General features: G+C 68.8%; 23 protein-coding genes. 12 read left to right on the top strand and 11 right to left on the bottom strand.

Annotated elements, in window-relative coordinates; genetic code table 11:
• Positions 1-91: 91 nt before the first annotated feature.
• The 7 genes from ASC92_RS19315 to ASC92_RS19285 form a co-directional block, all read right to left on the bottom strand.
• A complete protein-coding gene (locus tag ASC92_RS19315; protein ID WP_200936011.1) occupies positions 92-1,153 on the bottom strand; it encodes an ABC transporter permease in 1,062 nt (353 codons plus the stop codon).
• Positions 1,153-2,760 (bottom strand): ABC transporter ATP-binding protein, encoded by a 1,608-nt coding sequence (locus tag ASC92_RS19310; protein WP_056518695.1) that lies wholly within the window; start codon positions 2,758-2,760, stop codon positions 1,153-1,155. Before ASC92_RS19310 ends, ASC92_RS19315 begins: the two co-directional genes overlap by 1 nt.
• Before the next feature lie 136 nt (positions 2,761-2,896).
• A complete protein-coding gene (locus tag ASC92_RS19305) occupies positions 2,897-3,835 on the bottom strand; it encodes a 5'-methylthioadenosine/S-adenosylhomocysteine nucleosidase (RefSeq protein WP_056519140.1) in 939 nt (312 codons plus the stop codon).
• Between the two features lie 8 nt (positions 3,836-3,843).
• Positions 3,844-4,848, bottom strand: coding sequence for a BMP family protein (locus tag ASC92_RS19300; RefSeq protein ID WP_056518694.1), 1,005 nt, complete (start codon positions 4,846-4,848; stop codon positions 3,844-3,846).
• A gap of 156 nt (positions 4,849-5,004) precedes the next feature.
• Positions 5,005-5,634: a uracil phosphoribosyltransferase gene (upp, locus tag ASC92_RS19295; protein ID WP_007837874.1), complete on the bottom strand. Its 630-nt coding sequence runs from the start codon at positions 5,632-5,634 to the stop codon at positions 5,005-5,007.
• Between the two features lie 34 nt (positions 5,635-5,668).
• Positions 5,669-7,078, bottom strand: coding sequence for a URC4/urg3 family protein (locus ASC92_RS19290; protein ID WP_056518692.1), 1,410 nt, complete (start codon positions 7,076-7,078; stop codon positions 5,669-5,671).
• Positions 7,075-8,385, bottom strand: coding sequence for a GTP cyclohydrolase II (locus ASC92_RS19285; RefSeq protein WP_056518690.1), 1,311 nt, complete (start codon positions 8,383-8,385; stop codon positions 7,075-7,077). The genes ASC92_RS19290 and ASC92_RS19285 overlap by 4 nt, the downstream gene beginning before the upstream one ends.
• A gap of 112 nt (positions 8,386-8,497) precedes the next feature.
• Between ASC92_RS19285 and ASC92_RS19280 the strand changes: the two genes are divergently transcribed.
• Together ASC92_RS19280 and ASC92_RS19275 are read left to right on the top strand one after the other, a co-directional pair.
• Positions 8,498-9,088 (top strand): sigma-70 family RNA polymerase sigma factor, encoded by a 591-nt coding sequence (locus tag ASC92_RS19280; RefSeq protein ID WP_056518689.1) that lies wholly within the window; start codon positions 8,498-8,500, stop codon positions 9,086-9,088.
• A complete protein-coding gene (locus ASC92_RS19275) occupies positions 9,085-9,726 on the top strand; it encodes an NrsF family protein (RefSeq protein WP_056518687.1) in 642 nt (213 codons plus the stop codon). The genes ASC92_RS19280 and ASC92_RS19275 overlap by 4 nt, the downstream gene beginning before the upstream one ends.
• A 19-nt stretch (positions 9,727-9,745) precedes the next feature.
• On the opposite strand, the gene ASC92_RS19270 is transcribed toward ASC92_RS19275, so the two are convergent.
• Positions 9,746-11,260 (bottom strand): helicase HerA-like domain-containing protein, encoded by a 1,515-nt coding sequence (locus ASC92_RS19270; RefSeq protein ID WP_056518685.1) that lies wholly within the window; start codon positions 11,258-11,260, stop codon positions 9,746-9,748.
• Positions 11,261-11,360: 100 nt separating this feature from the next.
• Here ASC92_RS19270 and ASC92_RS19265 point away from each other — a divergent pair, with 100 nt between their 5' ends.
• From ASC92_RS19265 to fabG, 10 genes are read left to right on the top strand one after another with little or no spacing between them, the layout of a single operon-like run.
• Positions 11,361-11,672 carry a phosphopantetheine-binding protein gene (locus ASC92_RS19265; RefSeq protein ID WP_056518683.1) on the top strand — a complete coding sequence of 104 codons (312 nt, stop codon included), beginning with the start codon at positions 11,361-11,363 and terminating at the stop codon, positions 11,670-11,672.
• Between the two features lie 4 nt (positions 11,673-11,676).
• Entirely contained in the window at positions 11,677-12,321 is a 645-nt protein-coding gene (locus ASC92_RS19260; protein ID WP_056518682.1) for a hypothetical protein, read from the top strand.
• A gap of 16 nt (positions 12,322-12,337) precedes the next feature.
• A complete protein-coding gene (locus ASC92_RS19255) occupies positions 12,338-14,047 on the top strand; it encodes an AMP-binding protein (RefSeq protein WP_056518680.1) in 1,710 nt (569 codons plus the stop codon).
• Positions 14,047-15,069 carry a hypothetical protein gene (locus ASC92_RS19250; protein WP_056518678.1) on the top strand — a complete coding sequence of 341 codons (1,023 nt, stop codon included), beginning with the start codon at positions 14,047-14,049 and terminating at the stop codon, positions 15,067-15,069. Before ASC92_RS19255 ends, ASC92_RS19250 begins: the two co-directional genes overlap by 1 nt.
• Positions 15,041-15,679, top strand: coding sequence for a LolA-related protein (locus tag ASC92_RS19245; RefSeq protein ID WP_056518676.1), 639 nt, complete (start codon positions 15,041-15,043; stop codon positions 15,677-15,679). Before ASC92_RS19250 ends, ASC92_RS19245 begins: the two co-directional genes overlap by 29 nt.
• Positions 15,679-18,072, top strand: a complete 2,394-nt coding sequence (locus ASC92_RS19240) for an MMPL family transporter (RefSeq protein WP_056518674.1) — start codon at positions 15,679-15,681, stop codon at positions 18,070-18,072. The genes ASC92_RS19245 and ASC92_RS19240 overlap by 1 nt, the downstream gene beginning before the upstream one ends.
• The gene (locus ASC92_RS19235; protein ID WP_056518672.1) at positions 18,072-18,911 is read left to right on the top strand and encodes a polysaccharide deacetylase family protein; all 840 of its coding nucleotides are present in this window, start codon (positions 18,072-18,074) and stop codon (positions 18,909-18,911) included. The genes ASC92_RS19240 and ASC92_RS19235 overlap by 1 nt, the downstream gene beginning before the upstream one ends.
• The gene (locus ASC92_RS19230; protein WP_056518670.1) at positions 18,908-19,675 is read left to right on the top strand and encodes a class I SAM-dependent methyltransferase; all 768 of its coding nucleotides are present in this window, start codon (positions 18,908-18,910) and stop codon (positions 19,673-19,675) included. Before ASC92_RS19235 ends, ASC92_RS19230 begins: the two co-directional genes overlap by 4 nt.
• Positions 19,672-20,145: a hypothetical protein gene (locus ASC92_RS19225; RefSeq protein ID WP_056518668.1), complete on the top strand. Its 474-nt coding sequence runs from the start codon at positions 19,672-19,674 to the stop codon at positions 20,143-20,145. Before ASC92_RS19230 ends, ASC92_RS19225 begins: the two co-directional genes overlap by 4 nt.
• Complete coding sequence (gene fabG, locus ASC92_RS19220) at positions 20,142-20,873, top strand: 3-oxoacyl-ACP reductase FabG (protein WP_056518666.1); 732 nt, start codon at positions 20,142-20,144, stop codon at positions 20,871-20,873. The genes ASC92_RS19225 and fabG overlap by 4 nt, the downstream gene beginning before the upstream one ends.
• 24 nt (positions 20,874-20,897) lie before the next feature.
• Here the strand turns inward: fabG and ASC92_RS19215 are convergent, their stop codons facing one another.
• The 3 genes from ASC92_RS19215 to ASC92_RS19205 form a co-directional block, all read right to left on the bottom strand.
• Positions 20,898-21,590, bottom strand: a complete 693-nt coding sequence (locus ASC92_RS19215; protein WP_007837844.1) for a hypothetical protein — start codon at positions 21,588-21,590, stop codon at positions 20,898-20,900.
• Between the two features lie 66 nt (positions 21,591-21,656).
• Entirely contained in the window at positions 21,657-22,949 is a 1,293-nt protein-coding gene (locus ASC92_RS19210) for a type II toxin-antitoxin system HipA family toxin (RefSeq protein ID WP_056518664.1), read from the bottom strand.
• On the bottom strand, positions 22,946-23,260 hold the full coding sequence (locus ASC92_RS19205) for a helix-turn-helix domain-containing protein (protein ID WP_056518661.1): 315 nt from the start codon (positions 23,258-23,260) through the stop codon (positions 22,946-22,948). Before ASC92_RS19205 ends, ASC92_RS19210 begins: the two co-directional genes overlap by 4 nt.
• Between the last annotated feature and the right edge of the window lie 10 nt (positions 23,261-23,270).

Genomic DNA, 23,270 nt, shown 5'->3' with positions numbered 1-23,270 from the left:
GGGGGCAAGCGGCGCTCGAAATGGAGGCCGATGCCCCCATCCCATCCTTCCCCCGGGAGGGGAAGGGGCAAGACCGGGGAGGGCCAGGCTGTCATTTGAATCGCACCCGGTATTGCGTCAGCAGCGTTGCCACCAGCACCGCGATCAGCGAGGCCGCGACGATCACGTCCGCAATGTAGGTCGGCACGCCGATCGCGCGGCTCATGGTGTCGGCGCCGACCAGCACGCCCGCCACGAACAGGCCGGCCGCGATCACGCCCAGCGGATGCAGCCCCGCCAGCATCGCGATCACGATGCCCGTGTAGCCGTAGCCCGGCGACATGTCGAGCGTGACGTAGCTCGTGCGGCCCGCCACCTCGATCGCGCCGGCCAGTCCGGCCAGCGCGCCCGAGAGCAGCGCCACCATGACCACGGTGCGCGTCACCGGCACGCCCGCGAAGGCCGCGGCGCGCGCATTCGCACCCACGGCGCGAATGTCGAAACCCAGCACCGTGTACTTGAAGACGGCCCACACCATCACGGCGAGCGACACGGCCCACAGCAGCCCGGTGTGCACGCGCGTCTGTGCGATGAGCTTGCCCAGCTCCAGGTCGGATTGCAGCGACACGCTCTGCGGCCAGCCCATGGCGCTCGGGTCTTTCATCGGCCCGTCGAGCAGCGCCGAGACGCCGAGCAGCACGATGAAGTTGATCAGCAGCGTGGTGACGACCTCGTCCACGCCGAGCTTGTTCTTCATCAGCGCCGGGCCCAGCAGCATCAGCGCGCCGGCTGCTGCTGCCGCCAGCATCATCAGCGGGAACAGCAGCCAGGGCGACAGCTCGAAGCCCGTGCCGCCATGCATGCCGCCCACGGCGACGGCGGCCAGCGCACCCGCGTAGAGCTGGCCTTCGGCGCCGATGTTGAAGAGCCGCGCCTTGAAGGCAACGGTGGCCGCCAGTCCGGTGAGGATCAGCGGAATCGCGCGCGTCAGCGTTTCGCTCCACGCGAACACCGAGCCGAAGCCGCCCTGCAGCAGCAGCGCATACGTGCGGCCGACCGGCGCGCCGGCCCACAGCACCAGCAGCGCGCTGACCGCCATGGTGAAGACGACCGCGCCGATGGGGGCAAGCACCAGCGCGGCACGCGAGGTCTCGTGGCGTCGTTCGAGCCGCATCATGGTGCCACCTCCTTGGCTTGAGGCGCCGTCGCGCCGGCCATGGCAAGCCCGATGGCTTCGCGCGTCCAAGCCGCGGCCGGACGGGCTTCGCCCAGGTGGCCGTCATGCATCACGGCCACGCGATCGCCGAGCGCGAGCACTTCGTCGAGGTCGTCAGAGATCAGCAGCACGGCCGCGCCAGCATCGCGTGCGGCAATCAGTTGCTGCTGCACATAGGCCACCGCGCCGATGTCGAGGCCCCAGGTCGGCTGGTGCGCGACGATCAGGCGCGGCGCGCGGTGCGGGTGCTTCCTGCTGTCGTCGCCCCTGGCAGCTTCGGGCTGCTCCGGCGCGAGCAGTGCACGCCCAAGGATCAGTTTCTGCATGTTCCCGCCGGAGAGCGAACGGGCCGGCGCCATCAGACCGGCGCCGCGCACGTCGAATGCCTTCTCGATGCGCCGCGCATGCAGCCGGGCGGTGGCGCGCCTCACGATCCACGACCAGCGCGAGAACACCGGGCTGCGCAGCCGTTCCGACACCGCGTTCTCCCACACCGGCAGATCACCGACCACGCCGACGGCATGCCGGTCTTCCGGGATGCGCGCAACGCCGCGCTGCACCAGCCGGGCGGGCGAGGGCGGCAATGCGCGTCCCATCAACTGCGCCGTGCCGGCCGTTGCGCGGCGCGTGCCGCTCAGCAGCTCGGCGAGCGCCACCTGGCCGTTGCCGGAGACGCCCGCAATGGCGGTGATCTCGCCAGCGCGCAGCGTCAGCGATACCTCGCGAAGGCCGGCTGAATGGTCCCGCCCGCCGTCCTTGTCCGATGCGGTGCTCACGTGATCGAGCACACAGACCGCATCGCCCACCGACCCGGCCGGCCGCCGCTGCGGCGCATCGACCGCATGCCCGACCATCCACAGCGCGAGCTGCGCCTGGGTGGTGTCGGCGGTGCGCGCCTGCGCCACCAGCTTGCCGCCGCGCAGCACGGCAATGCGGTGCGACACGCGCAGCACCTCGCCGAGCTTGTGGCTGATGAAGATCACCGACAGGCCCTGCGCCACCATCTGCGCGAGCGTTGCGAGCAACGCCTCGCTTTCCTGCGGCGTGAGCACGGCGGTCGGCTCGTCGAGGATCAGGATGCGCGCGCCGCGGTACAGCGCCTTGAGGATTTCCACGCGCTGGCGCTCGCCAACCGAGAGGCTGCCGATCTGCGCATCAGGCTGCACCGGCAGGCCGAAGCGCCGGGCCACCTCGAGCAGCCTGGTGCGTGCGGCGGCGCGGCGCGACACCGGGTGCCACAGCGGCTCGGTGCCCATCATCACGTTGTCGAGCACGCTGAGGTTGTCGGCCAGCGTGAAATGCTGGTGCACCATGCCCACGCCGGCGGCGAGCGCGGCTTTCGGGTTGCCCGGTGGCAGCGGTGCGCCGAAGACTTCGATGCCGCCTTCGTCGGCGACGTAGTGGCCGAACAGGATGGACATCAGCGTCGACTTGCCGGCGCCGTTCTCCCCGAGCAGCGCGAGCACCTCGCCGGCCTGCAGGTCGAGGGAAATGGCGTCGTTGGCGACGAGGGAGCCGAAGCGCTTGGTGATGCCTTGGAGGCGGAGAACGGTCGTGGTGTTCATGAAGGTCTTGCTCCTTCCCCTTCCGGGGGAAGGCTGGGATGGGGGCAAGCGGCGCTCGCCGCACTACCGTGATCGATCGAAGGCCGCGTGCCCCCGCCCCAGCCCTCCCCCAGCGGGGGAGGGAGCAAAGACGGGATCACTTCCACGCAGCCAGGAACGCCAGCATGACCTTGGCCGAGTTGTCCGCCGCAATGCCCATGAAGGTGCCCATCTCGTTCTCGCCGTCGCCGCCGCCCGCGAGGTCGCTGAGCGATCGGAAGGCGATGTATGGCACGCCGTTGCTGTAGGCGACCATGCCCACGGCTGCGGTTTCCATGTCGAGCACGTTGGCCTGGAAGGTCTTGTAGGTGTATTCGCGGTAGGCCTTGTTGTCCATGAAGGCCTGGCCCGAGACGCCGTTGCCGCCCACCACCAGCTGCGGCTTGCGCGGCAGGCACTTGCCGGCGCTGCAGTTGGCAAGGTCGACGTTGCGGATGCCGCGTGCCACCTCCAGCATCTTCGGGTCGGCCTCGAACCAGAACTTGCGCACGATCTGCGGATGCGCCGCCGAGCGCACCTCCACGGGCCGCGGATGCATCATGCCGAAGTTGGGCAGCGTGGCGTCGGTGATGAAGGGGGGCGCCGTGTACTTGCCGGGCGCGGTTTCGCGCGCCATCAGTACTTCGAGGTACTGGCCCCACTGGGCCGCCACCGTGACGTCGCCGACGTGCAACGACGGATTCACGCCGCCTGCGATGCCGCTGAACACGATGTTCGTGACGCGGAATCGGTCGAGCACGAGCTGCGTGTTCATCGTCGCGTTCGTCATGCTGATGCCCGAGAGGAACAGCACCACGGGCTTGCCTTCGAGCGTGCCGGTGGTGAACTCTACGCCGTTCACGCTGTATTTCACCGGGCCTTGCAGGCGCGTCAGCAGCAGCTTGAGCTCGGGTTCGAAGGCCGAGAGCACTGCGATGCGGGGCGCGTCGTCGAGCCGCGTGGTGCTGGCGATGCCTTTGGAAACACCGGCGCAGCCGCTCAGGCCGAGGGCCAGCGCACCGGCCGCGATAAGAAAACGCCAGCGGATCGTCGTCATCGGCGTCATTACTTTGCGGTGGACTTGGGCTGGCTGTCGTCCACCTTCACCGTGAACTTGCCCGACAGGATGTCGGCCTGCCTCGCCTTCACCTTGGCGACGATGTCGGCCGGCACCTTCTTCTCGAAGGTGCCCAGCGGCGCGAGCTCGGAGCCCTTGTGCTTCATCTGTGCGTACACGCCGTAGTCCTCGGCCGTGAACTTGCCTTCCTTCACGAGCTTGATCGCGCGGTCGGCAGCGGGCTCGAAGTTCCACAGGGCGGAGGCCACCACCGTGTCGGGGTACTGGCCCTGCGTGTCGATCACGTTGCCGATGGCGAGCTTGCCCTTTTCCTTGGCCGCGTCAGAGACGCCGAAGCGCTCGGCGTACATCACGTCGGCGCCCTTGTCGATCATGGCGAAGGCTGCTTCCTTGGCTTTCGGCGGGTCGAACCAGCTGTTGATGAAGCTCACGCTGAACTCCACCTTCGGATTCGTTTCCTTCGCGCCGGCCATGAACGCGTTCATCAGGCGGTTGACCTCGGGGATCGGGAAGCCGCCGACCATGCCGATGCGGTTGCTCTTCGTCATGCCGCCCGCGACCATGCCGCTCAGGTAGGCCGGCTCCTGGATGTAGTTGTCGAACACGCTGAAGTTGGGCGCCTGCGGCTTGAGCGACGAGCCCATCAGGAAGGCCACCTTGGGAAAGTCCCTGGCCACCTTGCGTGCAGCCGCTTCCACGCCGAACACCTCGCCCAGGATCAGCTGGTTGCCGCCGGTGGCGTACTCGCGCATCACGCGTTCGTAGTCGGCGTTGCTGACGTTCTCGGTGGCCTTGTATTCGATCTCGCCGCGCGCCTCGGCCGCCTTCAGCGCCTTGTGGATGCGGCCCACCCATTGCTGCTCGAAGGGCACGGTGTACACCGCCGCCACCTTCAGCTTGGCCTGCTGCGCGAGCGCAAGGCCGGGTGTGCCCGCCGCAAGCGATGCGGCAATGGCGACGGAACGGATGATCAACTGGCGGCGTGCTGTCACGGTGCTTCTCCTCGGTTTATGAAAAGTACATGCGGTTGAAAATCACTCGCGCCTGTTCCAGAAACACCGCGGAACCGGCTTTGCCGGGCCGCAGGTGTTGCCCCCGGTAGGGGGAAGGCGTAGCGACACGAAGTGCGCGCAGCCTGGGGGCGAGCCTTATTTCGTGCCGAAGATGCGGTCGCCCGCGTCGCCGAGGCCCGGCAGGATGTACCCGTGGCTGTTCAGCTCGCGGTCGATCGCGGCGGTGTAGATCGGCACGTCGGGATGAGCCTTCTGCATCGTCGCGACGCCCTCGGGGCAGGTCAGCAGGCAGACGAACTTGATCGACTTGGGGTTGAGCTCCTTCAGGCGCTCGACCGCGGCCACGGCCGAGTTGCCGGTTGCCAGCATCGGGTCGACCACGATCACGTCGCGGTTCTCCATCTCGCCCGGCATCTTGAAGTAGTACTCGACGGCCGTCAGCGTCTTGGGGTCGCGGTACAGGCCGATGTGGCCGACGCGCGCACCCGGCACCACCGTTAGCATGCCGTCCAGGATACCGGTGCCGGCACGCAGGATCGACACCAGCACGAGCTTCTTGCCGTCGATGACCTTGGCCTGCATGGTCTCGAGCGGGGTCTCGACCTCGATGTCCTGCATCGGCATGTCGCGCGTGACCTCGTAGGCCATCAGCATGCTGATTTCATTGAGGAGTCGGCGGAAGCTGTTGGTGGACGCATCCTTGCGGCGCATCAGCGTGAGCTTGTGCTGGACAAGGGGGTGGTTGACGAGGTGGACGTTGCTCATTGGATTTTTTCTATCGTTGCTGAAAACCGGGAGTCTAGAAGACAGTGCCGTCGCTCTCGATCAGCAGAGGCGGAGCACCGTTACGCAAGCGCTGTGCCAGAGCCCGGCCCGCCGCCCAGGTGCCGCCTTCGAGCACGCAGGCCAGCGGCAGCTCTTCCTCGGTGCGGTCGAGCACCTTGCGCACACGCGGCGCCACCTCGTCGAGCAGCGCCACGGTCAGCGCGCGCCACTCGACGATGAACTCGTCGCCAGCCTTCCAATGGCGGGCGAGAAAGGCCGGGTCCTTGGGCACGATCACGCCGCTGTCGATCAGCAGGCCGCCGTTGCGGTATTCGGGCAGGGCGGTGAGTGCGTCGAGGTGCCGCACCTTCACGCCGGCCCACTCGAAGGGCTCGAGCAGCGAGTACGTGAGCCACTGCGAAAGCTTGTGGAAGGGCATCCAGCCATTGGTGAGGCCGGGGCCGCGCACCGCGCTGTGGCGCCAGCAGTCGCCCAGCGCCAGCGCCGGGTCGCCCGAGCCGATGCCGCCTGCGCTGTCGCTGCCGTCGGCGGCGATGCTGTCGACGGCATTGGCGGAAGGCCAGATGCCCGAAAGCGTTTCGAGCAACAGGGACAGGATCTGGTGCGCTGTGATCTCGGCCGTGGGTGGCGCGGCGGCACCGAAGGGCGCTACCAGTGCGTCGAACATGCCCGCGGGCCGGCCATCGTCGCCGAAGGTCTCGGGTTGTTCGCTCATTGCTTCGCCGAGCCGGCGCAGCAGCACCGCGCGGCCGGTCAGGCCGACCAGCGGATTGACCGTGCTGACCTGGAAGGCATCGCCGAGCCTGTCGGTCACGAGACCACGCAGCCCGGCCGCATCGGCCTGCAGCGGCCGGTCGGGGTCGGACGAGAAAAGCCCGCTGGTGAATGCGTGGAAGCTCGCCACGCCCAGCCCTTCGGAACGAGTGAAGCGCGCGCCCGTGGCCGGCTCGGTGTAGCCCCAGTCCGGGCCTGCACCGGCGTCGAGCAGCACGCTCACCAGCACGAGATCAATGTGCGCGCGGGCGCGCTGCCGCGCATCGATGCGCGGACCGAGCAACTCGTCCAACTGCTTCAGCCGGTCGACGCCCCCCGCCTCGAAATGGCGCCAGCGGCTGTGGTACGGGATGGTGTCCCACGGATAGCGCTCGCGCGTGACCTCCGCGACGGTGCGCGCGGCGTCTTCGAGCGTGTCGTCGCCGCCGATGCGGAACCACTGCGATTCGCCCCGGCGCGCACGCGCCAGCAGGGCGCCCGCGCGCTGCCGGATGGCGGCCGTGGTGCGCAGCAGGCTGGCCGCGCCGGCAGGGTGCGCGGTGTCGGCGGTGAATTCGATGGACGGGTCGATCTCGCCCGCGCCGCCCGGCGGCAAGCTGCCCGATCCGTCGACCGGCATGTTGTCGAATTTGTCGTGGCTGTTGCTCATTCGGCGAGTCCCCGGCCCTTGGCCTTCCTGAGTTCGTCGGCGTCCGGCACCGGGCCGGGCGTGAAATAGCCGGCGGCCATCTTCGCGTCCATCTCGACGCGAGCGTCCGCTGGAATCAGCTCGTCGGGAATGTTCACCCGCTCGCCGATCTCGATGCCCGAGCCGGTGATCGCGTCGAACTTCATGTTGCTCATCGACACGAGCCGATGGATCTTCTTGATGCCGAGCCAGTGGAAGACGTCGGGCATCAGCTCCTGGAAGCGCATGTCCTGCACGCCGGCCACGCACTCGGTGCGCGCGAAATACTGGTCGGCCGTATCGCCGCCGACCTGGCGCTTGCGGGCGTTGTAGACCAGGAACTTGGTCACTTCGCCGAGCGCGCGGCCTTCCTTGCGCGAGTAGGCGATGAGGCCGACGCCGCCGCGCTGCGCACCCTGGATGCACTCCTCGATGGCGTGCGTGAGGTAGGGCCGGCAGGTGCAGATGTCGGAGCCGAACACGTCGGAGCCGTTGCACTCGTCATGGATGCGCGCGGTGAGCTCAACGTCGGGATTGGCCAGGTCGCGCGGGTTGCCGAAGATGTAGAGCGTCTGCCCGCCGATGGGCGGCAGGAACACTTCGAGGTCGGAGCGCGTGACCAGCTCGGGGTACATGCCGCCGGTTTCCTCGAACAGCGTGCGGCGCAGGTCGGTCTCGGAGCAGCCGAAGCGCCGCGCCACCTCGGGCAGGTACCACACGGGTTCGATCGCAGCCTTGGTGACCATCGCTGCGCCACCGGCGGTGAGGAACTTGCCGTCGGCCTTGAGGCGGCCGCTCTGCAGCGCCTCGATCACCTCGGGCAGGATCACATGGGCCTTCGTGATCGCGATGGTCGGGCGGATGTCGTAGCCCGCCGCGAGTTCTGTAGAAAACACATCGGCCACCAGCGCACCCCACGGGTCGAGCGACACGATGCGGCCCGGATCGCTCCACTGCGGATACGGGCCGATCACGTCGGTCGGCGCGGTGTTGGTCAGGTCGGCCTTGTGCTCGCGCTTGAGCGCCCCGGCCGCCACCGCCAACGCGCGGTACACGCTGTAGGAACCGCTGTGCGTGCCGATGACGTTGCGGTGCGCGCGCTTGGTGGTGGTGCCGACGACCGGCCCTCGTTCGGTGGCGGTGGCCGCGCCCCACTGGATGGGCAGGGCACCGAAGCCGCCGGCGTGCGAGGTGAGCCGGATATGGCCGGTCGACGTCGAGGGATGGAGCGGGGGGAGGGGCGTGACGCCGCCGGGGACGGCAGGGATCGTTGTACTGTCTGCAGACATTGGAGGCCCTCAAAAAACACAATGTACCGATGGCGTGTGGCGCTTGCAAGCGGGTGGCTTGGGCACAATCAGCCGGAATCTTTTTTCGACGCGGCTGTAACCGGCCGGCCCGATGGCACGAAACACAATAGGCAGCAGGATGAACCCGAGCGACGCGGAAGCGGCGCTGCGCAGCCTGTTCCTTCGCGGCCTCGAGGGCGACGCGAAGGCCTACCGCGACTTCCTGCAGCGACTCAGCGCGCACCTGCGCGCCTTTCTGGGCAAGCGCCTCTTTGGCTGGCCCGATGAAGTGGAAGACCTCGTCCAGGAATGCCTGCTCGCCATGCACAACCAGCGCCACACCTACCAGAGCGACCAGCCGCTGACGGCCTGGGTGCATGCGATTGCGCGCTACAAGATGATCGACCTGCTGCGCGCCAAGTCGGTCCGCGAAGACCTGCATGACCCGCTGGATGACGACCTGGCCGTGTTCACCGAATCGGCCGAGGAGGCCAGCGATGCCAAGCGCGACCTCGGTGGCCTGCTCGAGACCCTGCCCGAGCGCCAGCGCCTGCCGATCGTGCACGTGAAGATCGAAGGCCTGTCGGTGGCGGAAACCGCGAGCCTGATCGGCATGTCGGAGTCGGCCGTGAAGGTCGGCATCCACCGCGGGCTCAAGGCGTTGGCGGCCCGGTGCGGCAGCAGCTGGGGAGGTGCGGCATGAAGACCGACGATCTCGTCGCGATGCTGGCGAATGGCGAGGTGGCCGCGCCGCGCCGCCGCGCCAGCCGGCGCATCGGGCTGGCGGTGTTGCTGGGCCTGCCGCTCTCGTTCGCGATCCTGTTCGCTGGCTACGGCATGCGGCACGACATCGTGCAGGCCATGTTCTGGCCGATGTTCTGGGTCAAGGTGATGTTCCCGCTGTGCATCGCGGCGGCCGGCTTCGTCGCCGTGGAGCGGCTTGCACGGCCGGGTGTGGCGCCGCGGCGCGCTTGGGTCGGCGCGGTGCTGCCGGTGCTCGGGGTGTGGGCGCTGGCGGTGGCCGCCTGGTTCACCGTGCCGATGGAAGAGCGCATGCCCTCGCTGATGGGGCAGTCATGGCGCATCTGCGCGCTGAGCATCGGGCTGATGGCGCTGCCGATGTTCGCGGCCACGCTGGTGGCGCTCAAGGGAATGGCGCCCACGCGGCCGGCGCTGGCGGGGGCCGCGGCCGGGGCGCTGGCCGGAGGCGTTGGTGCCGCGATCTATGCGCTGCACTGCATGGAACTCACCGCGCCGTTTCTCGCAGTCTGGTACGTGAGCGGGATCGCGGTGCCGGTGCTGGCCGGCGCCGCGCTGGGGCCGCGCCTGCTGCGCTGGTAGGCGGCCCGGTTTTTCCTCGTCAGCGCTTCTTGCTGCCGAAGATCCCGCCCAGCACCCCGCGCAGGATCTCCTTGCCCACCGAGGTGCCCATCGTGCGCACCGCCGACTTGGCCATGGTCTGCACCAGCCCGTCGTGCTTCGCGCCGCGCGGGCAGGTGGTACCGAAGAGCATGTCGTTGAGCATGCCGCCCATGCCGGAGCCGGACGATTCGGCCGCGGACTTGCCACCCGCGCCAACCGCGGGCGCGTCGGGTGCGCTCTCGGCGCGGCCCTTGAGCTTTTCGTAGGCCGATTCGCGGTCCACCGTCTTCTCGTAGACGCCGGCCACCAGCGAGCCGGCGACCAGTGCCTTGCGCTGGTCGGGCGTAATCGGGCCGAGCTGGCTGCCCGGCGGAAGCACGAACACGCGTTCAGTCACGCTCGGGCGGCCCTTTTCGTCGAGGAAGCTCACGAGCGCCTCGCCGACCGCGAGTTCGGTGATGGCGGTCTCGATGTCGAGGCCCGGCTTCTGCCGCATGGTGCTGGCGGCCGCCTTCACGGCCTTCTGGTCGCGCGGGGTGAATGCGCGCAGCGCGTGCTGCACGCGGTTGCCCAGCTGGGCCAGCACCGTGTCGGGAATGTCCAGCGGGTTCTGCGTGACGAAATACACGCCCACGCCCTTGGAACGCACCAGGCGCACCACCAGCTCGATGCGTTCCACCAGCGCCTTGGGGGCCTCGTTGAACAGCAGGTGGGCCTCGTCGAAGAAGAAGGCCAGCTTGGGCTGCTCGGGATCGCCGATTTCGGGCAGCTGCTCGAACAGCTCCGAGAGCATCCACAGCAGGAAGGTGGCGTACAGGCGCGGCGAGTTCATGAGCTTGTCGGCTGCGAGGACGTTGACGACCCCCTTGCCGCCCACGGTCTGCATGAAATCGGCGATGTTGAGCATCGGCTCGCCGAAGAACTGGTCGCCGCCCTGGGTCTCGATCTGCAGCAGGCCGCGCTGGATGGCGCCCACGCTGGCGGCGCTGATGTTGCCGTACTGGGTGGTGAACTGGCTCGCGTTCTCGCCCACGTACTGCAGCATGGCGCGCAGGTCTTTCAGGTCGAGCAGCAGCAGGCCGTTGTCGTCGGCGATCTTGAACACCAGGTTCAGCACGCCGGCCTGGGTGTCGTTCAGGTCGAGCATGCGGGTCAGCAGCAGCGGGCCCATGTCGGAGACGGTGGCGCGCACCGGATGGCCCTGTTCGCCGAACACGTCCCACAGCGTGACGGGGCAGGCGGAGGGCTCGGGCAGGTCGATGCCGCGTTCTTTCAGCGTGGCCGCCAGCTTGCCGCCGATGGCACCCTTCTGGCTGATGCCGGTCAGGTCGCCCTTGACGTCGGCCATGAACACCGGCACGCCAATGCTGGAGAGCTGCTGTGCGATGGTCTGCAGGGTGACTGTCTTGCCGGTGCCGGTGGCGCCGGTGATCAGGCCGTGGCGGTTGGCCAGGCTGGGAAGAAGATGGCACTCGATGGCGTCATGCCGTGCAATCAGAAGGGGGTCGGCCATGGGGCGCTCCGTCGTATCGAAGGAGGCAGTCTAATCAAGCGGCCCTCCTATAATCCACGACCCGCACGGTAGTTCAGGAAAAAGTTTCAGGAGGTTTTTTTTGTCATCGACTGCTCAGCCCCCCATTCCCGCCACTGGCGATGCCTCCGAACAGTCGCCGATCGAAAAAGAGCTGGCAGTGCTGCTCGTGAACGCGCTGAACCTCGAAGTGGCCCCCGAGGACATCGTGCCCACCGAACCGCTCTATGGCGAAGGCCTGGGACTCGACTCCATCGACATCCTCGAAGTCGCGCTCGAAGTCTCGCGCCGCTATGGGTTCCAGCTGCGTTCGGACGACGAACGCAACCAGCAGATTTTCCAGTCGCTGCGCACGCTCGCGACCCACGTCGCCGAGCATCGCGTGGCTTCCTGATCCCATGTCGCGATGGCGAATAGCACTCCTGCTGGTGGTGGGGGTTGCATATGCCGGCCTCTCTCACTGGATGACGCTGTTCCACCCCACGGAGCCGTGGGCGGTGGTGGTGCTGCTCGGCCCGCTCTGGCTCGCCGCCATGGGCCTGGCCGCCAGTTGGTTCGGCCGCTGGGGCCTTGCCGCCGTGGCCGTGCTGGGCGTTGGCGGCTTCTCGCTCGTCTTCCTCGGTGAGGCGGGCGATCCCAACCGGCTGTACGTGCTGCAGCACGTGGCCATCAACGCCGCGCTGTGCGGCTGGTTCGGCTCGACGCTGCGCGGCCGCGGCCTGCCGCTGATCACCCAGTTCGCGCAGCGCGTGCATCCGCTCAAGGGCCACATGCTGGCCTACACCACGCAGCTCACGCGCATCTGGACCGGCTATTTCGCGCTGACCGTGCTGGCGTCGATCCTCATCTACCTGACGCGGCCGTTTTCCGAGTGGTCGCTGTTCGCCAATGTGCTGTCGCCGGTGATGGTGACGCTGCTGTTCGTCGGCGAACACTTGCTACGCTACCGGCTGCATCCCGAATTCGAACGCACGCGCCTCGTGGATGCGGTGCGCGCGTTTTATGGCACGTCGTCGGTGGACACCAGCCCCGGCGGCCAATGACACAGGCGCCGCCCGCGTGACGACAGACCTCCGCTTCCTGCCACTGCTCGCGGACCGAGACCCCGACGCCCCCCTGGCCTGGCGCGCCGGCGCGCCCGTGAGCACGCGGCAGTTCCTGGCCGACGTGGCCCGCTTCGCACCCGGACTTCCGGGCGAGGGGCCGGCCGTCAATCTCTGCGTCGACCGTTACGCCTTCGCCGTGGGCCTGGGCGCGGCGCTGATGCGCGGCCATGCCAGCCTGCTGCCGCCCGACGCGCGGCCCGACACGCTCGCGCGCCTGCTCGAATCCGGCGGCCCGCATCTTTTTGCGCTCACCGATGACCCGAAGCTGCAGGCCCCGGGCATGCAGCGCGTGCTGATCGAAAATCGCGCGAGTCCTGGCGGCGATGCCGATGGCGCGGTGCCCGCGATCGACGCGGCCATGCACGCAGCCAGCCTGCTCACCTCGGGCTCGACCGGCGTGCCCCAGCCGCACGCCAAGACCTGGCGCACGCTGGTGGGCGACGTGGCGGTGGCCGTGAAGCGGCTGTGCCGGGTGCTGGAGCGTCCCTCGCTTGAAGGCCTCACGCTGGTCGCGACCGTGCCGGTGCAGCACAGCTACGGGCTCGAATCGTCGGTGCTGCTTGCCATGCTGGGTGGCGCCGCGTTCGAAAGCGGCCGGCCGTTCTTCCCGGCGGACGTGGCGAAGACGCTCGCCTCGGTGCCGGCGCCCCGCGCGCTGGTGACCACGCCGTTCCATCTCAAGACGCTGCTGCTCTCGGGCATCGAGCTGCCGCCGGTCGACCTGATCCTGTCGGCCACCGCGCCGCTGTCGCCGCAACTCGCGCAGCAGGCCGAGCAGGCCATGGGCGGCGTGCTGCTCGAAATTTATGGCAGCACCGAGTCGGGCCAGGTCGCCACGCGCCGCACCGTCGACAGCGAGATCTGGGAGACCTTCGGCGAGATCCGCGTGCGTGCCGAGCGCTCGGCCGACGGCGGCCCCGAGCGCTTCATCTTCAGCGGCGACTTCATGCCCGAGCCCACGCCGATGGCTGACGTGCTCGAACTGCTGGACGAACGCCGCTTCCGCCTGTTCGGCCGCGCCAACGACCTGATCCACGTGGCAGGCCGGCGCAGTTCGCTGGCGCACCTGAATTTTCATCTCAACAGCATTCCCGGCGTGAACGACGGTGCCTTCTGGCTGCCCGACGAGGTGGCCGACGGGGTCGTGCGGCCGGTGGCCTTCGTGGTCGCGCCCGAGCTCTCGGCGGGCGACATCATCGCGGCCCTGCGGCAGCGGCTCGAACCCGTGTTCGTGCCTCGCAGGGTGGTGCAGGTCAAGGCGTTCCCACGCGAAGGCACGGGCAAGCTCACGGTGCGTGCGCTGCGCGAATTCGCGCTGGCGCAGCTCGCCGAAGACGACACACCAGTGCAGATGGCGCACGTGGTGCCGGCGGATCACCCCGTATTCGCGGGCCATTTTCCCGGCCAGCCCCTGCTGCCTGGCGCACTGGTGCTGGCCGAGGTCATGGAGTCGATCCGGCGCGTGCCGGCCCTGGTGTCGCGGCTGGGCGCACATCCCACGCTTGCCGCGGCAAAGTTCCTGTCACCGGTGCGCCCGGGCGCCGCGCTGTCGATCGAACTGCATCCGGAAGCCGGACCCGGCCGTGGCGTACGCTTCGACGTTCGCTGCGACGGCGTGGTGGCCGTCACCGGCCGCTGGACGGCCGTGCAAGAGTCCGCGTGATGAAACACGCCGACGTCGAAGCGCGCGCCTTGAAAGAGGCGGACCGGGCCGGGCAGGCGGCACCGAAGGGCCAGCGCGGCGAAAGCGGCGACTGGGCGCACGCACCCGAGCGCAGCAACATGCTTGCGCTCCGGCTCATCGTCGTGATGGCTCTGGTGTGCGGACGCCACCTCACGCGGCTCCTGCTGCCGCCGATCGCGCTGTACTTCCTGCTGTTCGCACCGGCACAGCGGCGGCACATCAAGCGCTATCTGTTCAGGGCCATCGGCCCGCAGGCGGGCTGGATCGACGGCTTCCACCTGCTGCACGCCTTCGCGTCGACGGTGCTCGACCGCGTGTACTTCCTGCGCGGGCGCATGGACCTGTTCAAGGTCAGCATCGAGGGCAACGTGTCGATCGAATCCGAGATCGCACAAGGGCGAGGCGCCTTCCTGCTCGGCGCCCACGTCGGCAGCTTCGAGGCACTGGGGGCCTGCAAGCAGCAGACGCACCAGCGCAACCTGCGCCTCGCGATGCTGATGTACCCGGACAACGCGCAGCGCATCACGGCCATCCTCAACGCCATCGCGGTGCCTGAGCTGCGGCCGCACGTCATCGCGCTGGGCCGGCCGCATTCGATGCTCGAACTGCGCGACTGGCTCGACGGCGGCGGCCTGGGCGGCATGCTGGCCGACCGCACGCTGCCGGGCAGCGAAGACCAGCCCGCGCACCATCGCGGCAACAACATCGTGCTGCCGTTCCTCGGGCAGCCGGCGGTTTTCAACGACGGTCCCTTCCGGCTGGCGGCCCTGCTGCGCCGCAAGGTGTTCTTCATGGCCGGGCTCTACGGCGGCGGCGCCCGCTACGATGTCCGGTTCGACCCGCTGGCCGACTTCGGCGAGCCGGTCGCCAGCCCCGCGGAGCGCGAAATGCGCATCCGCGCGGCCGTCGAAGCCTATGTGGCACGCCTGGAAGCGCTGTGCCGCGCGTATCCCTACAACTGGTTCAACTTTCATGATTTCTGGCTCGAAGATGCGGCTTGACTGGCTTTGCAGGGCATGCGTGCTCGCGCTGGCCTTCTGCGCCGTGCCGGCCTGGGCGGCGTTCGACCTGCCCGAGCTGATGACGCTGCTGGCCAAGCAGAAGAGCGGGGAGGCCCGCTTCACCGAACAACGCTTCGTGCGCGGCCTCGAAGGTCCCCTCGACGCCAGCGGCACGCTGAGCTTCGACGCACCCGACAAGCTGGTGCGCCGCACGCTGTCTCCGCGCATCGAGACCATGGCTGTCGAGGGCAACACGCTGACGCTTTCGCGCGGCGGCCGCACCCGCACGCTGGCGCTGGACAGCATGCCCGAGCTGCTCGGCCTGGTCGAAGCCATGCGCGGCACGCTCACCGGTGACGGCGCCACGCTGCAGCGCTATTTCCGCAGCACCGTGTCGGGCTCGGCTGCCAGGTGGACGCTCGACCTCGTGCCGATGGACAGCCGATTGGCCGCGCAGGTGCGCAGCATGCGTATCAACGGCCGCGCGAGCGACGTGCTGGGGCTCGAGATGGAGTTCGTCGGCGGTGACCGCTCAGTCATGAACATCACACCGGGCGCCGTGCCAGCCAACGCGGCTCCATCCAGCGCGCCCGGACGCACCACGCCGTGATGCCGCAACAGCAGGCAGGCGGTCCGCCGGGCTGGCGGCGCAGGGCGGTCGTGCTGCTGGCGTGGCTGCTGGTGCTGCTGTGCGGTGCCGTCGTCATTGCGCGCACGCAGATCGGCGCGGATCTCTCGGCCTTCCTTCCCAAGAGCCCGGACGTGCGCCAGCGCGTGCTGATCGAGCAGCTGCAAAGCGGCGTCGCCTCGCGCACGCTGATGCTGGGCATCGAGGGCGGCAGCACCGAGCAGCGTGCCGCCGTGTCGCGTGCGGTCGCCAAAGACATGCGCGAGAGCAAGCTGTTCGATCTGGTTCAGAACGGCGACGTCGGCGACTGGAGCGAGGCGGGCGCCTGGGTGCTGCAGCACCGCTACCAGCTGTCGCCAGGTGTTGTGCCCGGGCAGTTCACCGCCGAGGGTCTGCGCGACGCCATCAACGAAACCCTGTCGATGCTCGGCACGCCGGCCGGCAACGTGATCAAGCCGTTTCTCGACCGCGACCCGACCGGCGAGACACAGCGCATTGCGATGGAGCTGGTGCCCGCCAGCGCGCCGCGCAGCGAAGAGGGCGTTTGGATGTCGCGCGCGGCGCCGCGCGCGCTGATGATCGCCACCACGCGCGCCGCCGGCAGCGACCTCGACGCGCAGGCCGTGGCCATCGCACGCGTGCACGCCGCCTACGAGGCCGCCACGCGCGACATGGGCGCAGCGGCGCCGAAGCTGCTGCTCAGTGGGCCGCCGGTGTTCTCGGTGATGAGCCGCGACAAGATCAAGACCGAAGCGATCCATCTCGCGATAGTCGGCGGCATCGTCATGGGCGGGTTGCTGTTGCTGGCGTTCGCGTCGCCGCGTGCGTTGGTCATCGCCTTCCTGCCCGTGGCCACGGGGGTGGTGATCGGCACGGCGAGCGTGAGCCTCGTGTTCGGTTCGGTGCACGGCCTCACTCTGGGCTTTGGCAGCACGCTGATCGGCGAGACGGTCGACTACGCCATCTACTACCTCATTCAGGCGCGGGGCGCAGCCGTGGCAGGCACCGGCTGGCAGCGCTGGCGCGACCTGAACTGGCCGACCGTGCGGCTCGGCCTGCTGACTTCGGTGTGCGGCTTTGCGGCGCTGGTGTTCTCGGGCTTTCCGGGGCTCGCGCAACTGGGCGTGTTCTCCATCGCCGGCCTTGTCGCGGCCGCGCTGGCCACGCGCTACGTGCTGCCGGTGCTGGCGCCCGACGGCGCCACCGGCATGGGCATGCGCAGGTACATGGCGCAAATGGCCGGCGCGCTGGTGCGTGGCCTGCCGCGCCTGCGCTGGCCGCTGGCGGCGCTGGGCGTGGCCGCGCTGGCGCTGGTGCTGTGGCAGGGCGGCCACCTGTGGCGCGCCGACCTGGGCGCGATGAGCCCGGTGCCCAAGGCGGCCCAGCAGCTCGACGAGATGCTGCGCAACGACATCGGCGCGAGCGACGGCGGCGTGCTGGTGGTTGCCTACGGCGACGATGAACAGGCCGCGCTGCGCAACACCGAGGCGGCCGCGGCGCGGCTCGATGCGCTGGTGGAGCAGGGCGAACTCGTCGGCTACGAAACCGTGACGCGCGTGCTGCCGAGCGTGGCGGTGCAGACGGCGCGCATCGCGAGCCTGCCGAATGCCGAAACGCTGCGCGCCAATCTGGCCGAAGCGACCAAGGGCATGCCGCTGCCGGCATCGCGGCTCGGGCCGTTCCTGGCCGACATCGAAGCGGCGCGCAAGTTGCCGCCGGTACAGCGTGCCGAACTGGCCGACGGACCGCTCGGCTCGGTCCTGAACACGCTCATGTACCAGCGCCCGGGTGGCGGCTGGGGCACGCTGGTCGTGCTGCACCCCGGCGCCAAGTTCGACCAGGGCCGCCTCGAAACAGCCTTGGCCGGCCTGCCCGAAGTGCAGGTGGTCGACGTCGGCCGCGAACTCGCGGGCCTGTACCAGCGCTACCTGCACGAGGCTTTCGTGCAGGTGCTGCTCGGCGCGTTGGCGGTGGTGCTGCTGCTCGGCATCTACCTGCGTTCATGGCGCCGGCTGCTGGCCGTGTGCCAGCCGCTGCTGTTCGCGGTGGTGCTCACTCTCGGCGGCATGGCCGTGCTGCAGGCGGCGCTCGGCATCCTGCACCTGGTGGGGCTGCTGCTGATCGTGGCGGTGGGGTCGAACTACGCGCTGTTCTTCGACCAGTTGCGCACGACCGGGCGGGCCGACGAAGACACGCTGGCCTCGCTGATGCTGGCCAACCTGACGACTGTGGTGTCGTTCGGGCTGATCGCGATTTCGGACATTCCGGCGTTGTCGTCCATTGGTCGCGTGGTCGCGCCGGGCGCGCTGCTGGCGCTGCTGCTGTCGGCGGCGTTCGCGCGGAACGTGCCGCCGTCGAAGGCGGCGCGCCGCTGATGGGAAAATCGGCCTCCATGTCTTCCGTTCCTGCGTCCACCGAATCCTGGCCCTGGCCGCCGGCCATCCGCGCCAGCGCGGCATGGCATGTCGCGGCCATCGGCGCGGGCGTGCTGGTGCCGGGCGCGCTGCCGTGGGCCATCGGCGCGATCGTGCTGAACCATGCGCTGATCACCGGCGCCGGCCTGACGCCGCGCAGCAGCCTGCTCGGCCCCAACGTCACGCGGCTGCCCGAAGCGGCCGCCGCGCGCCGCGAAGTGGCGATCACCATCGACGACGGGCCGGAACCCGAGGTGACGCCGCAAGTGCTCGATCTGCTCGACGCGCACGGCCAGCGCGCCACATTCTTCTGCATCGCCGAGCGGGTGCTGGCGCATCCCGAACTGGCGCGCGAGATCGTCGCGCGCGGCCACAGCATCCAGAACCACACGGCGCAGCATCGGCACAACTTCTCTTTTCTCGGGCCACGCGGCTTTGCCGCCGAAATTGCGCGGGCGCAGGACATCCTCGCCGACACCGTCGGCCAGCGCCCGACCTGTTTCCGCGCGCCGGCCGGCCTGCGCAACCCGTTCCTCGAACCCGTGCTGCACCGCCTCGACCTCTCGCTGGTGAGCTGGACGCGGCGCGGCTTCGACACGCGCGAAGGCGACGCCGCCAAGGTGATGGCGCGCCTGAGCCACAACCTGCAGGCGCGCGACATTCTGTTGCTGCACGACGGCAATGCCGCGCGCACCGCCGAAGGACAACCCGTTTTGCTGGAGGTATTGCCCTTGTTGCTCGAACGCCTGCGCGCCGATGGATTGCGCGCTGTTACCTTGCCCGAGGGCCTGAAAGCATGAGCGCGGTGATGCCCTCGTCGTCGACCGACAACGCCTGGCGCGAGCTGCATGAGGCCGCGACGGTTCCTTACAAGAAGGGCGGCAGCTTCGCCTGGCACTTTGCGCGCGGCAAGCTGGGGCGCGATCCGGTGTTTCGCGGCTTGCTCGAACGCCGGCTGGTCGGCGCGCAGCACAGCCGCGTGGTCGACATCGGCTGCGGCCAGGGCTTGTTCGCGAGCCTGCTGGCGTCGATGAGCGCGATGCAGAAGCAAGGCCGCTGGCCGTCGTCATGGCACGCCACGACGCACGGCGCAGACTACACCGGCATCGAGCTGATGCCGAAGGACGTGGCGCGCGCCGAGGCCTCCATCGGCCATCTGCAGCCCGCGCCGAAGCTGGTTTGCGCCGACATGTGCTCGGCCGCCTTGCCGGACTGCGACCTCGTCGTGATCCTCGACGTGCTGCACTACGTGAACCTTGAAGCGCAGGAAGGCGTGCTGCAGCGCGTGCGCGACGCGCTGCGCCGTGGCGGCAACCCGCAGGCGCGGCTGCTGCTGCGCGTGGGTGACGCGTCGAGCCGCCGCGGCTTTGCGATCAGCCAGTGGGTCGATCGCACGGTCACGCGCATCCGTGGCCACAAGGTCTCGCCGACCTGGGGCCGGCCGCTGTCCGACTGGACGGCGCTACTGCGGCGCCTGGGCTTTCGCGTGCAGAGCATCCCGATGAGCGAAGGCACGCCGTTCGCCAACGTACTGCTGGTGGCCGACCTGGAGTCTGTCGCTTGACTGCGCCGCAGACACTCGACCGCGCGGGCATTGCGCAGCGCATTCCGCACAGCGGCAGCATGTGCCTGCTGGAGCGGCTCGAGAGCTGGGACGCCGCGGCCATCCACTGCAGCACGACCACGCACGCACGGGCCGACAACCCGCTGCGCACCGAGAGCGGGCTGCTCGCGCCCAACGCCATCGAGTACGCGGCGCAGGCCATGGCGCTGCATGGCGGCCTGCTGGCCGCCGAGGGCAGCACGCCGTCGGCGGGTTTCCTGGCGAGCGCACGCAACGTGAAGCTGGCGGTGGCGCGTCTCGACGACGTGCCCGGCGCGTTGCAGGTGGGAGCCCGGCGCCTGTCGGGCGACGACCGCCAGATCCTCTATGAATTCACGGTGAAGGCGGACGACGGCCGCATGCTGGCCGAAGGCCGCGCCGTCGTGGTTCTGAATACACCGCTTGCTGCAGAAAGCATGACATCGCCATGAGTCTCGAAGGAAAACGCGCGCTGATCACCGGCGCGAGCGGCGCACTCGGCGCCGCCATGGCCGAACGCCTCGCGCGGGACGGCGCCACGGTCCTGCTGCACGCCAACTCACGGCCCGAGGCGGTCGAGCAACTGGCCGCATCGATCACCGCGGCGGGCGGCAAGGCGGAGTGCTACGTGTTCGACCTGTGCAGCGACGAAGCCTCGGCGGCGGCGTGCGCGCGCATCCTGGAAGGCGGGCCGGTCCAGATCCTCGTCAACAACGCAGGCGTGCACGACGACGCAGTGCTGCCGGGCATGCGCGCCGAGCAGTGGCACAAGGTGATCGACGTATCGCTCAACGGCTTCTTTCGCGTTACGCAGCCGCTGCTGCTGCCGATGATGCGCACGCGGTGGGGGCGCATCCTGAACATCTCTTCCGTTGCCGCGATTGCGGGCAACCGGGGCCAGGTCAACTACGCCGCGGCCAAGGGTGCGCTGAACAGCGCGACCAAGGCGCTGTCGCTCGAAGTGGCGTCGCGCGGCGTGACGGTGAATGCGATTGCGCCCGGAATCATTGCATCGCCGATGGCGGATGCGGTGTTCGATCCCGCGGTCATCGACCAGATGGTGCCGGTGAAACGCGCGGGGACTCCGCAGGAAGTGGCCGCGCTGGCCGCCTTCCTGGCGAGTGACGAGGCGGCCTACATCACGGGCCAGGTGATCTCGATCAACGGCGGGATGATCTGAAGAGATCTGCCGCCGGGATTTCTTTTACAGCGGCAAGGTGTCGAACGCCGCATAAGCCGTAGCCAACCAGGACTTCACCCGCTGGCGCTCCAGCAACCCCAGCGCATGCGGACCTTCGCGGTCGTTCACGGCCTTCCAGAAGCTCGTGTTCTGCGCATCGATCTTGCGCATGCTCGCGTCGTGCAGGCGGGGCAAGGTGATCACGCGTGCGCCGTTCGCCGTCGCCTTCGAGAGCGATTGCGAGGCCAGCAGCATCCCGAAGTCGCTGCCGCGGCCGTAGTTCTGCACCACGATGTAGTTGGGCCGGTTGCCGAAGGTGTCGATCAGCGCGCCGAGCAGGTCGGTCGAGTCCTTCCCGTCATCCAGCACGTGCCAGAAGTTGACGGTGACGCCGATGTCGGCGAACACGTCGAACAGGTCCGACTCCTTGATCCAGCGCGACAGTGGTGCCAGCGTTTGCGCGGCAAGGTCGACGATCACGCTTTGCTGCGGGTTGGTCTCGAAGCCGTTGACGACCGTGTCGAGCCCTTCGAAGCTGTCGACCACCACCTGCGAGGCGAAGCCTTCGTAGAAGCGGGTGAACGAGCTGTGCGAGCGGTCGGTGTCGAAGCCCGTGAAAGGGCGGCTGTGGTCGATGAAGTACTGCGCCAGCACGCGCGCCGTGACCGACTTGCCGACACCGCCTTTTTCGCCGCCGATGAAATTGATGGAGCTCATGAGTTGCTGCTGCCTCGAATGGGTTGAGGGGTGGAGGGCGGATTCATTCTAGGGGCCAGTTTTTTTCTACTTGCCGCGCTTTGCCATGGCTTGCAGCAAGGGATGTGCCTGCAAGCGCTGCTGCAGCCGTTTCTTCCACGGCGCCGGCAGCGCCGAGGCGTCGATCATTGCAGGCCATCTGTCGCGGGCCAGCCGTGCGGTGTCGGCGACGACACGGCGCACGAGCGGCTCGTGCAGCCCGGCCGAGAAGCAGAAGGCGCGCACGTTGGCGGGCGTGAACAGGGCGGTGCGCCTGGCCGGGGCCGCCGGCTCCGTCAACAGCGGCAGCGCGTGGCCGTCCACACCCTGCAGCGCGGCGTACGCGACGATGTCGTAGGCCGGCGCGAATCGCGGCGCAACGCCGTCGGGGTACAGCACGCCGAAGTTCTTGAGATGCGCATCGGGGTTGCCGAGCAGGTCGTTCACCACGAGCCGCCGCAGGAGTTCGAGCACCGCTTCCTCGCCCAGCGACGGAAACGCGCGCATCGCGAGCGCCATGTCGAGGTAGCTGCCGCTGTACTTGCGCATCGGGTCGATCGCCAGCACCTGCGCGAAGTCTTCGAAATGGATGCGGCGCGCGCCATCGCGGTCGAATCGCGTGACCGCCAGGAATTCGGGCTCGTCGGGCAGCGCATAGCTGTGCTCCGCGGCAATGGCCGAGAGCGGGGCGAGTTCCGCATGGCAAACCTCGACGCCTGCCGCGCCAGCCATCTGCAGCGACAGCATTTCGAGCTGCGGCATGTGCGGCCGGCCGGCAACTGGCAGCTTGGCGATCACCCGGGTGCTTGCGCCGGCCCGCGTGCGGGCCACGTACCGCCCGCCTTGGCGGCGCAGGCCCAGCTTGGGCTGCACGCCCGAAACCGATATGCCTTGCGGCATCGGCAGTTCGACCACGGACATTTCCAGTGCATCCTGGTCCTGCGTGATGAGGCGCTGCAATGTGCCGCGGTCCACCGACACGGGCCGGGCACTCACTGCGCCGGGCAGGTCGCCGCCGCAGGCAGCGAGCAGTTCGAAATGATCGTTCTCGCGGCAGCCGCGCAACTGTGCGATGTGGCTGCGCAGCACGCCTTCGGGCAGCAGGTTCTGGAAAAACCCCGGCAGCTGGCCACCCTGGGCGTTGAACAGCGGGTTCTTGACGTCGCTCCACAGCGCCGACTGGGCCGCCGGGTCGCTCGCCACCATCGAGAGCGACAGCACTTCGGGCGGCGGATTGGCGACCAGCTCGGGCTCCGCGACGAAGCGGCACAGGTCGGCGTATTGGAACAGCTTGCCGAAGCGGCGTGTGCCGAGCGAAATCTCGAGGATCTTGACGTTCATGGTGGCGAACGGCGCTTGATGTAGGGCGGGGCGGGCGCCTGCGCCACTGCACGGCCCACGCGCGTGGTCACGGGGCGATAGCCGGGATCGGTGGCCGTGGTTTCGCCGAAGCCCTTCGGCGCAAGCTGCAGTTCGAGCCCCAGTGCATCGACCAGCGCCAGCAGGGACGACAGCTGCGGGTTGCCTCGCAGGCTCAGGGCGTTGCGCACGGAGCGCTCGGTGAGGCCCGAGCGCAGCGCGATCTCGGCATTCGAGATGCCGGCAGCCTCGCGGCGGGCGGCCAGGGCAGTGACGAGTTCCTGCTTGTTCACGGAAATATAT

It is taken from the genome of Variovorax sp. Root411, assembly GCF_001425205.1.
Classification (GTDB): domain Bacteria; phylum Pseudomonadota; class Gammaproteobacteria; order Burkholderiales; family Burkholderiaceae_C; genus Variovorax.
Note: the sequence above shows the minus strand (reverse complement) of the source record. Positions and strands in the feature narration are given on the sequence as shown.

What these genes read in the sequence shown, in the direction of transcription:
- ASC92_RS19235 (WP_056518672.1), top strand. Translation starts at nt 18,072, where the DNA reads ATGGGAAAATCGGCCTCCATGTCTTCCGTTCCTGCGTCCACCGAATCC.
- ASC92_RS19260 (WP_056518682.1), top strand. Translation starts at nt 11,677, where the DNA reads ATGTCGCGATGGCGAATAGCACTCCTGCTGGTGGTGGGGGTTGCATAT.
- ASC92_RS19210 (WP_056518664.1), bottom strand. Translation starts at nt 22,949, where the DNA reads ATGAACGTCAAGATCCTCGAGATTTCGCTCGGCACACGCCGCTTCGGC.
- ASC92_RS19240 (WP_056518674.1), top strand. Translation starts at nt 15,679, where the DNA reads ATGCCGCAACAGCAGGCAGGCGGTCCGCCGGGCTGGCGGCGCAGGGCG.
- ASC92_RS19315 (WP_200936011.1), bottom strand. Translation starts at nt 1,153, where the DNA reads ATGCGGCTCGAACGACGCCACGAGACCTCGCGTGCCGCGCTGGTGCTT.
- ASC92_RS19310 (WP_056518695.1), bottom strand. Translation starts at nt 2,760, where the DNA reads ATGAACACCACGACCGTTCTCCGCCTCCAAGGCATCACCAAGCGCTTC.
- ASC92_RS19275 (WP_056518687.1), top strand. Translation starts at nt 9,085, where the DNA reads ATGAAGACCGACGATCTCGTCGCGATGCTGGCGAATGGCGAGGTGGCC.
- ASC92_RS19250 (WP_056518678.1), top strand. Translation starts at nt 14,047, where the DNA reads ATGAAACACGCCGACGTCGAAGCGCGCGCCTTGAAAGAGGCGGACCGG.
- ASC92_RS19215 (WP_007837844.1), bottom strand. Translation starts at nt 21,590, where the DNA reads ATGAGCTCCATCAATTTCATCGGCGGCGAAAAAGGCGGTGTCGGCAAG.
- ASC92_RS19280 (WP_056518689.1), top strand. Translation starts at nt 8,498, where the DNA reads ATGGCACGAAACACAATAGGCAGCAGGATGAACCCGAGCGACGCGGAA.
- ASC92_RS19230 (WP_056518670.1), top strand. Translation starts at nt 18,908, where the DNA reads ATGAGCGCGGTGATGCCCTCGTCGTCGACCGACAACGCCTGGCGCGAG.
- ASC92_RS19270 (WP_056518685.1), bottom strand. Translation starts at nt 11,260, where the DNA reads ATGGCCGACCCCCTTCTGATTGCACGGCATGACGCCATCGAGTGCCAT.
- ASC92_RS19245 (WP_056518676.1), top strand. Translation starts at nt 15,041, where the DNA reads ATGATTTCTGGCTCGAAGATGCGGCTTGACTGGCTTTGCAGGGCATGC.
- fabG (WP_056518666.1), top strand. Translation starts at nt 20,142, where the DNA reads ATGAGTCTCGAAGGAAAACGCGCGCTGATCACCGGCGCGAGCGGCGCA.
- ASC92_RS19290 (WP_056518692.1), bottom strand. Translation starts at nt 7,078, where the DNA reads ATGAGCAACAGCCACGACAAATTCGACAACATGCCGGTCGACGGATCG.
- ASC92_RS19285 (WP_056518690.1), bottom strand. Translation starts at nt 8,385, where the DNA reads ATGTCTGCAGACAGTACAACGATCCCTGCCGTCCCCGGCGGCGTCACG.
- upp (WP_007837874.1), bottom strand. Translation starts at nt 5,634, where the DNA reads ATGAGCAACGTCCACCTCGTCAACCACCCCCTTGTCCAGCACAAGCTC.
- ASC92_RS19305 (WP_056519140.1), bottom strand. Translation starts at nt 3,835, where the DNA reads ATGACGACGATCCGCTGGCGTTTTCTTATCGCGGCCGGTGCGCTGGCC.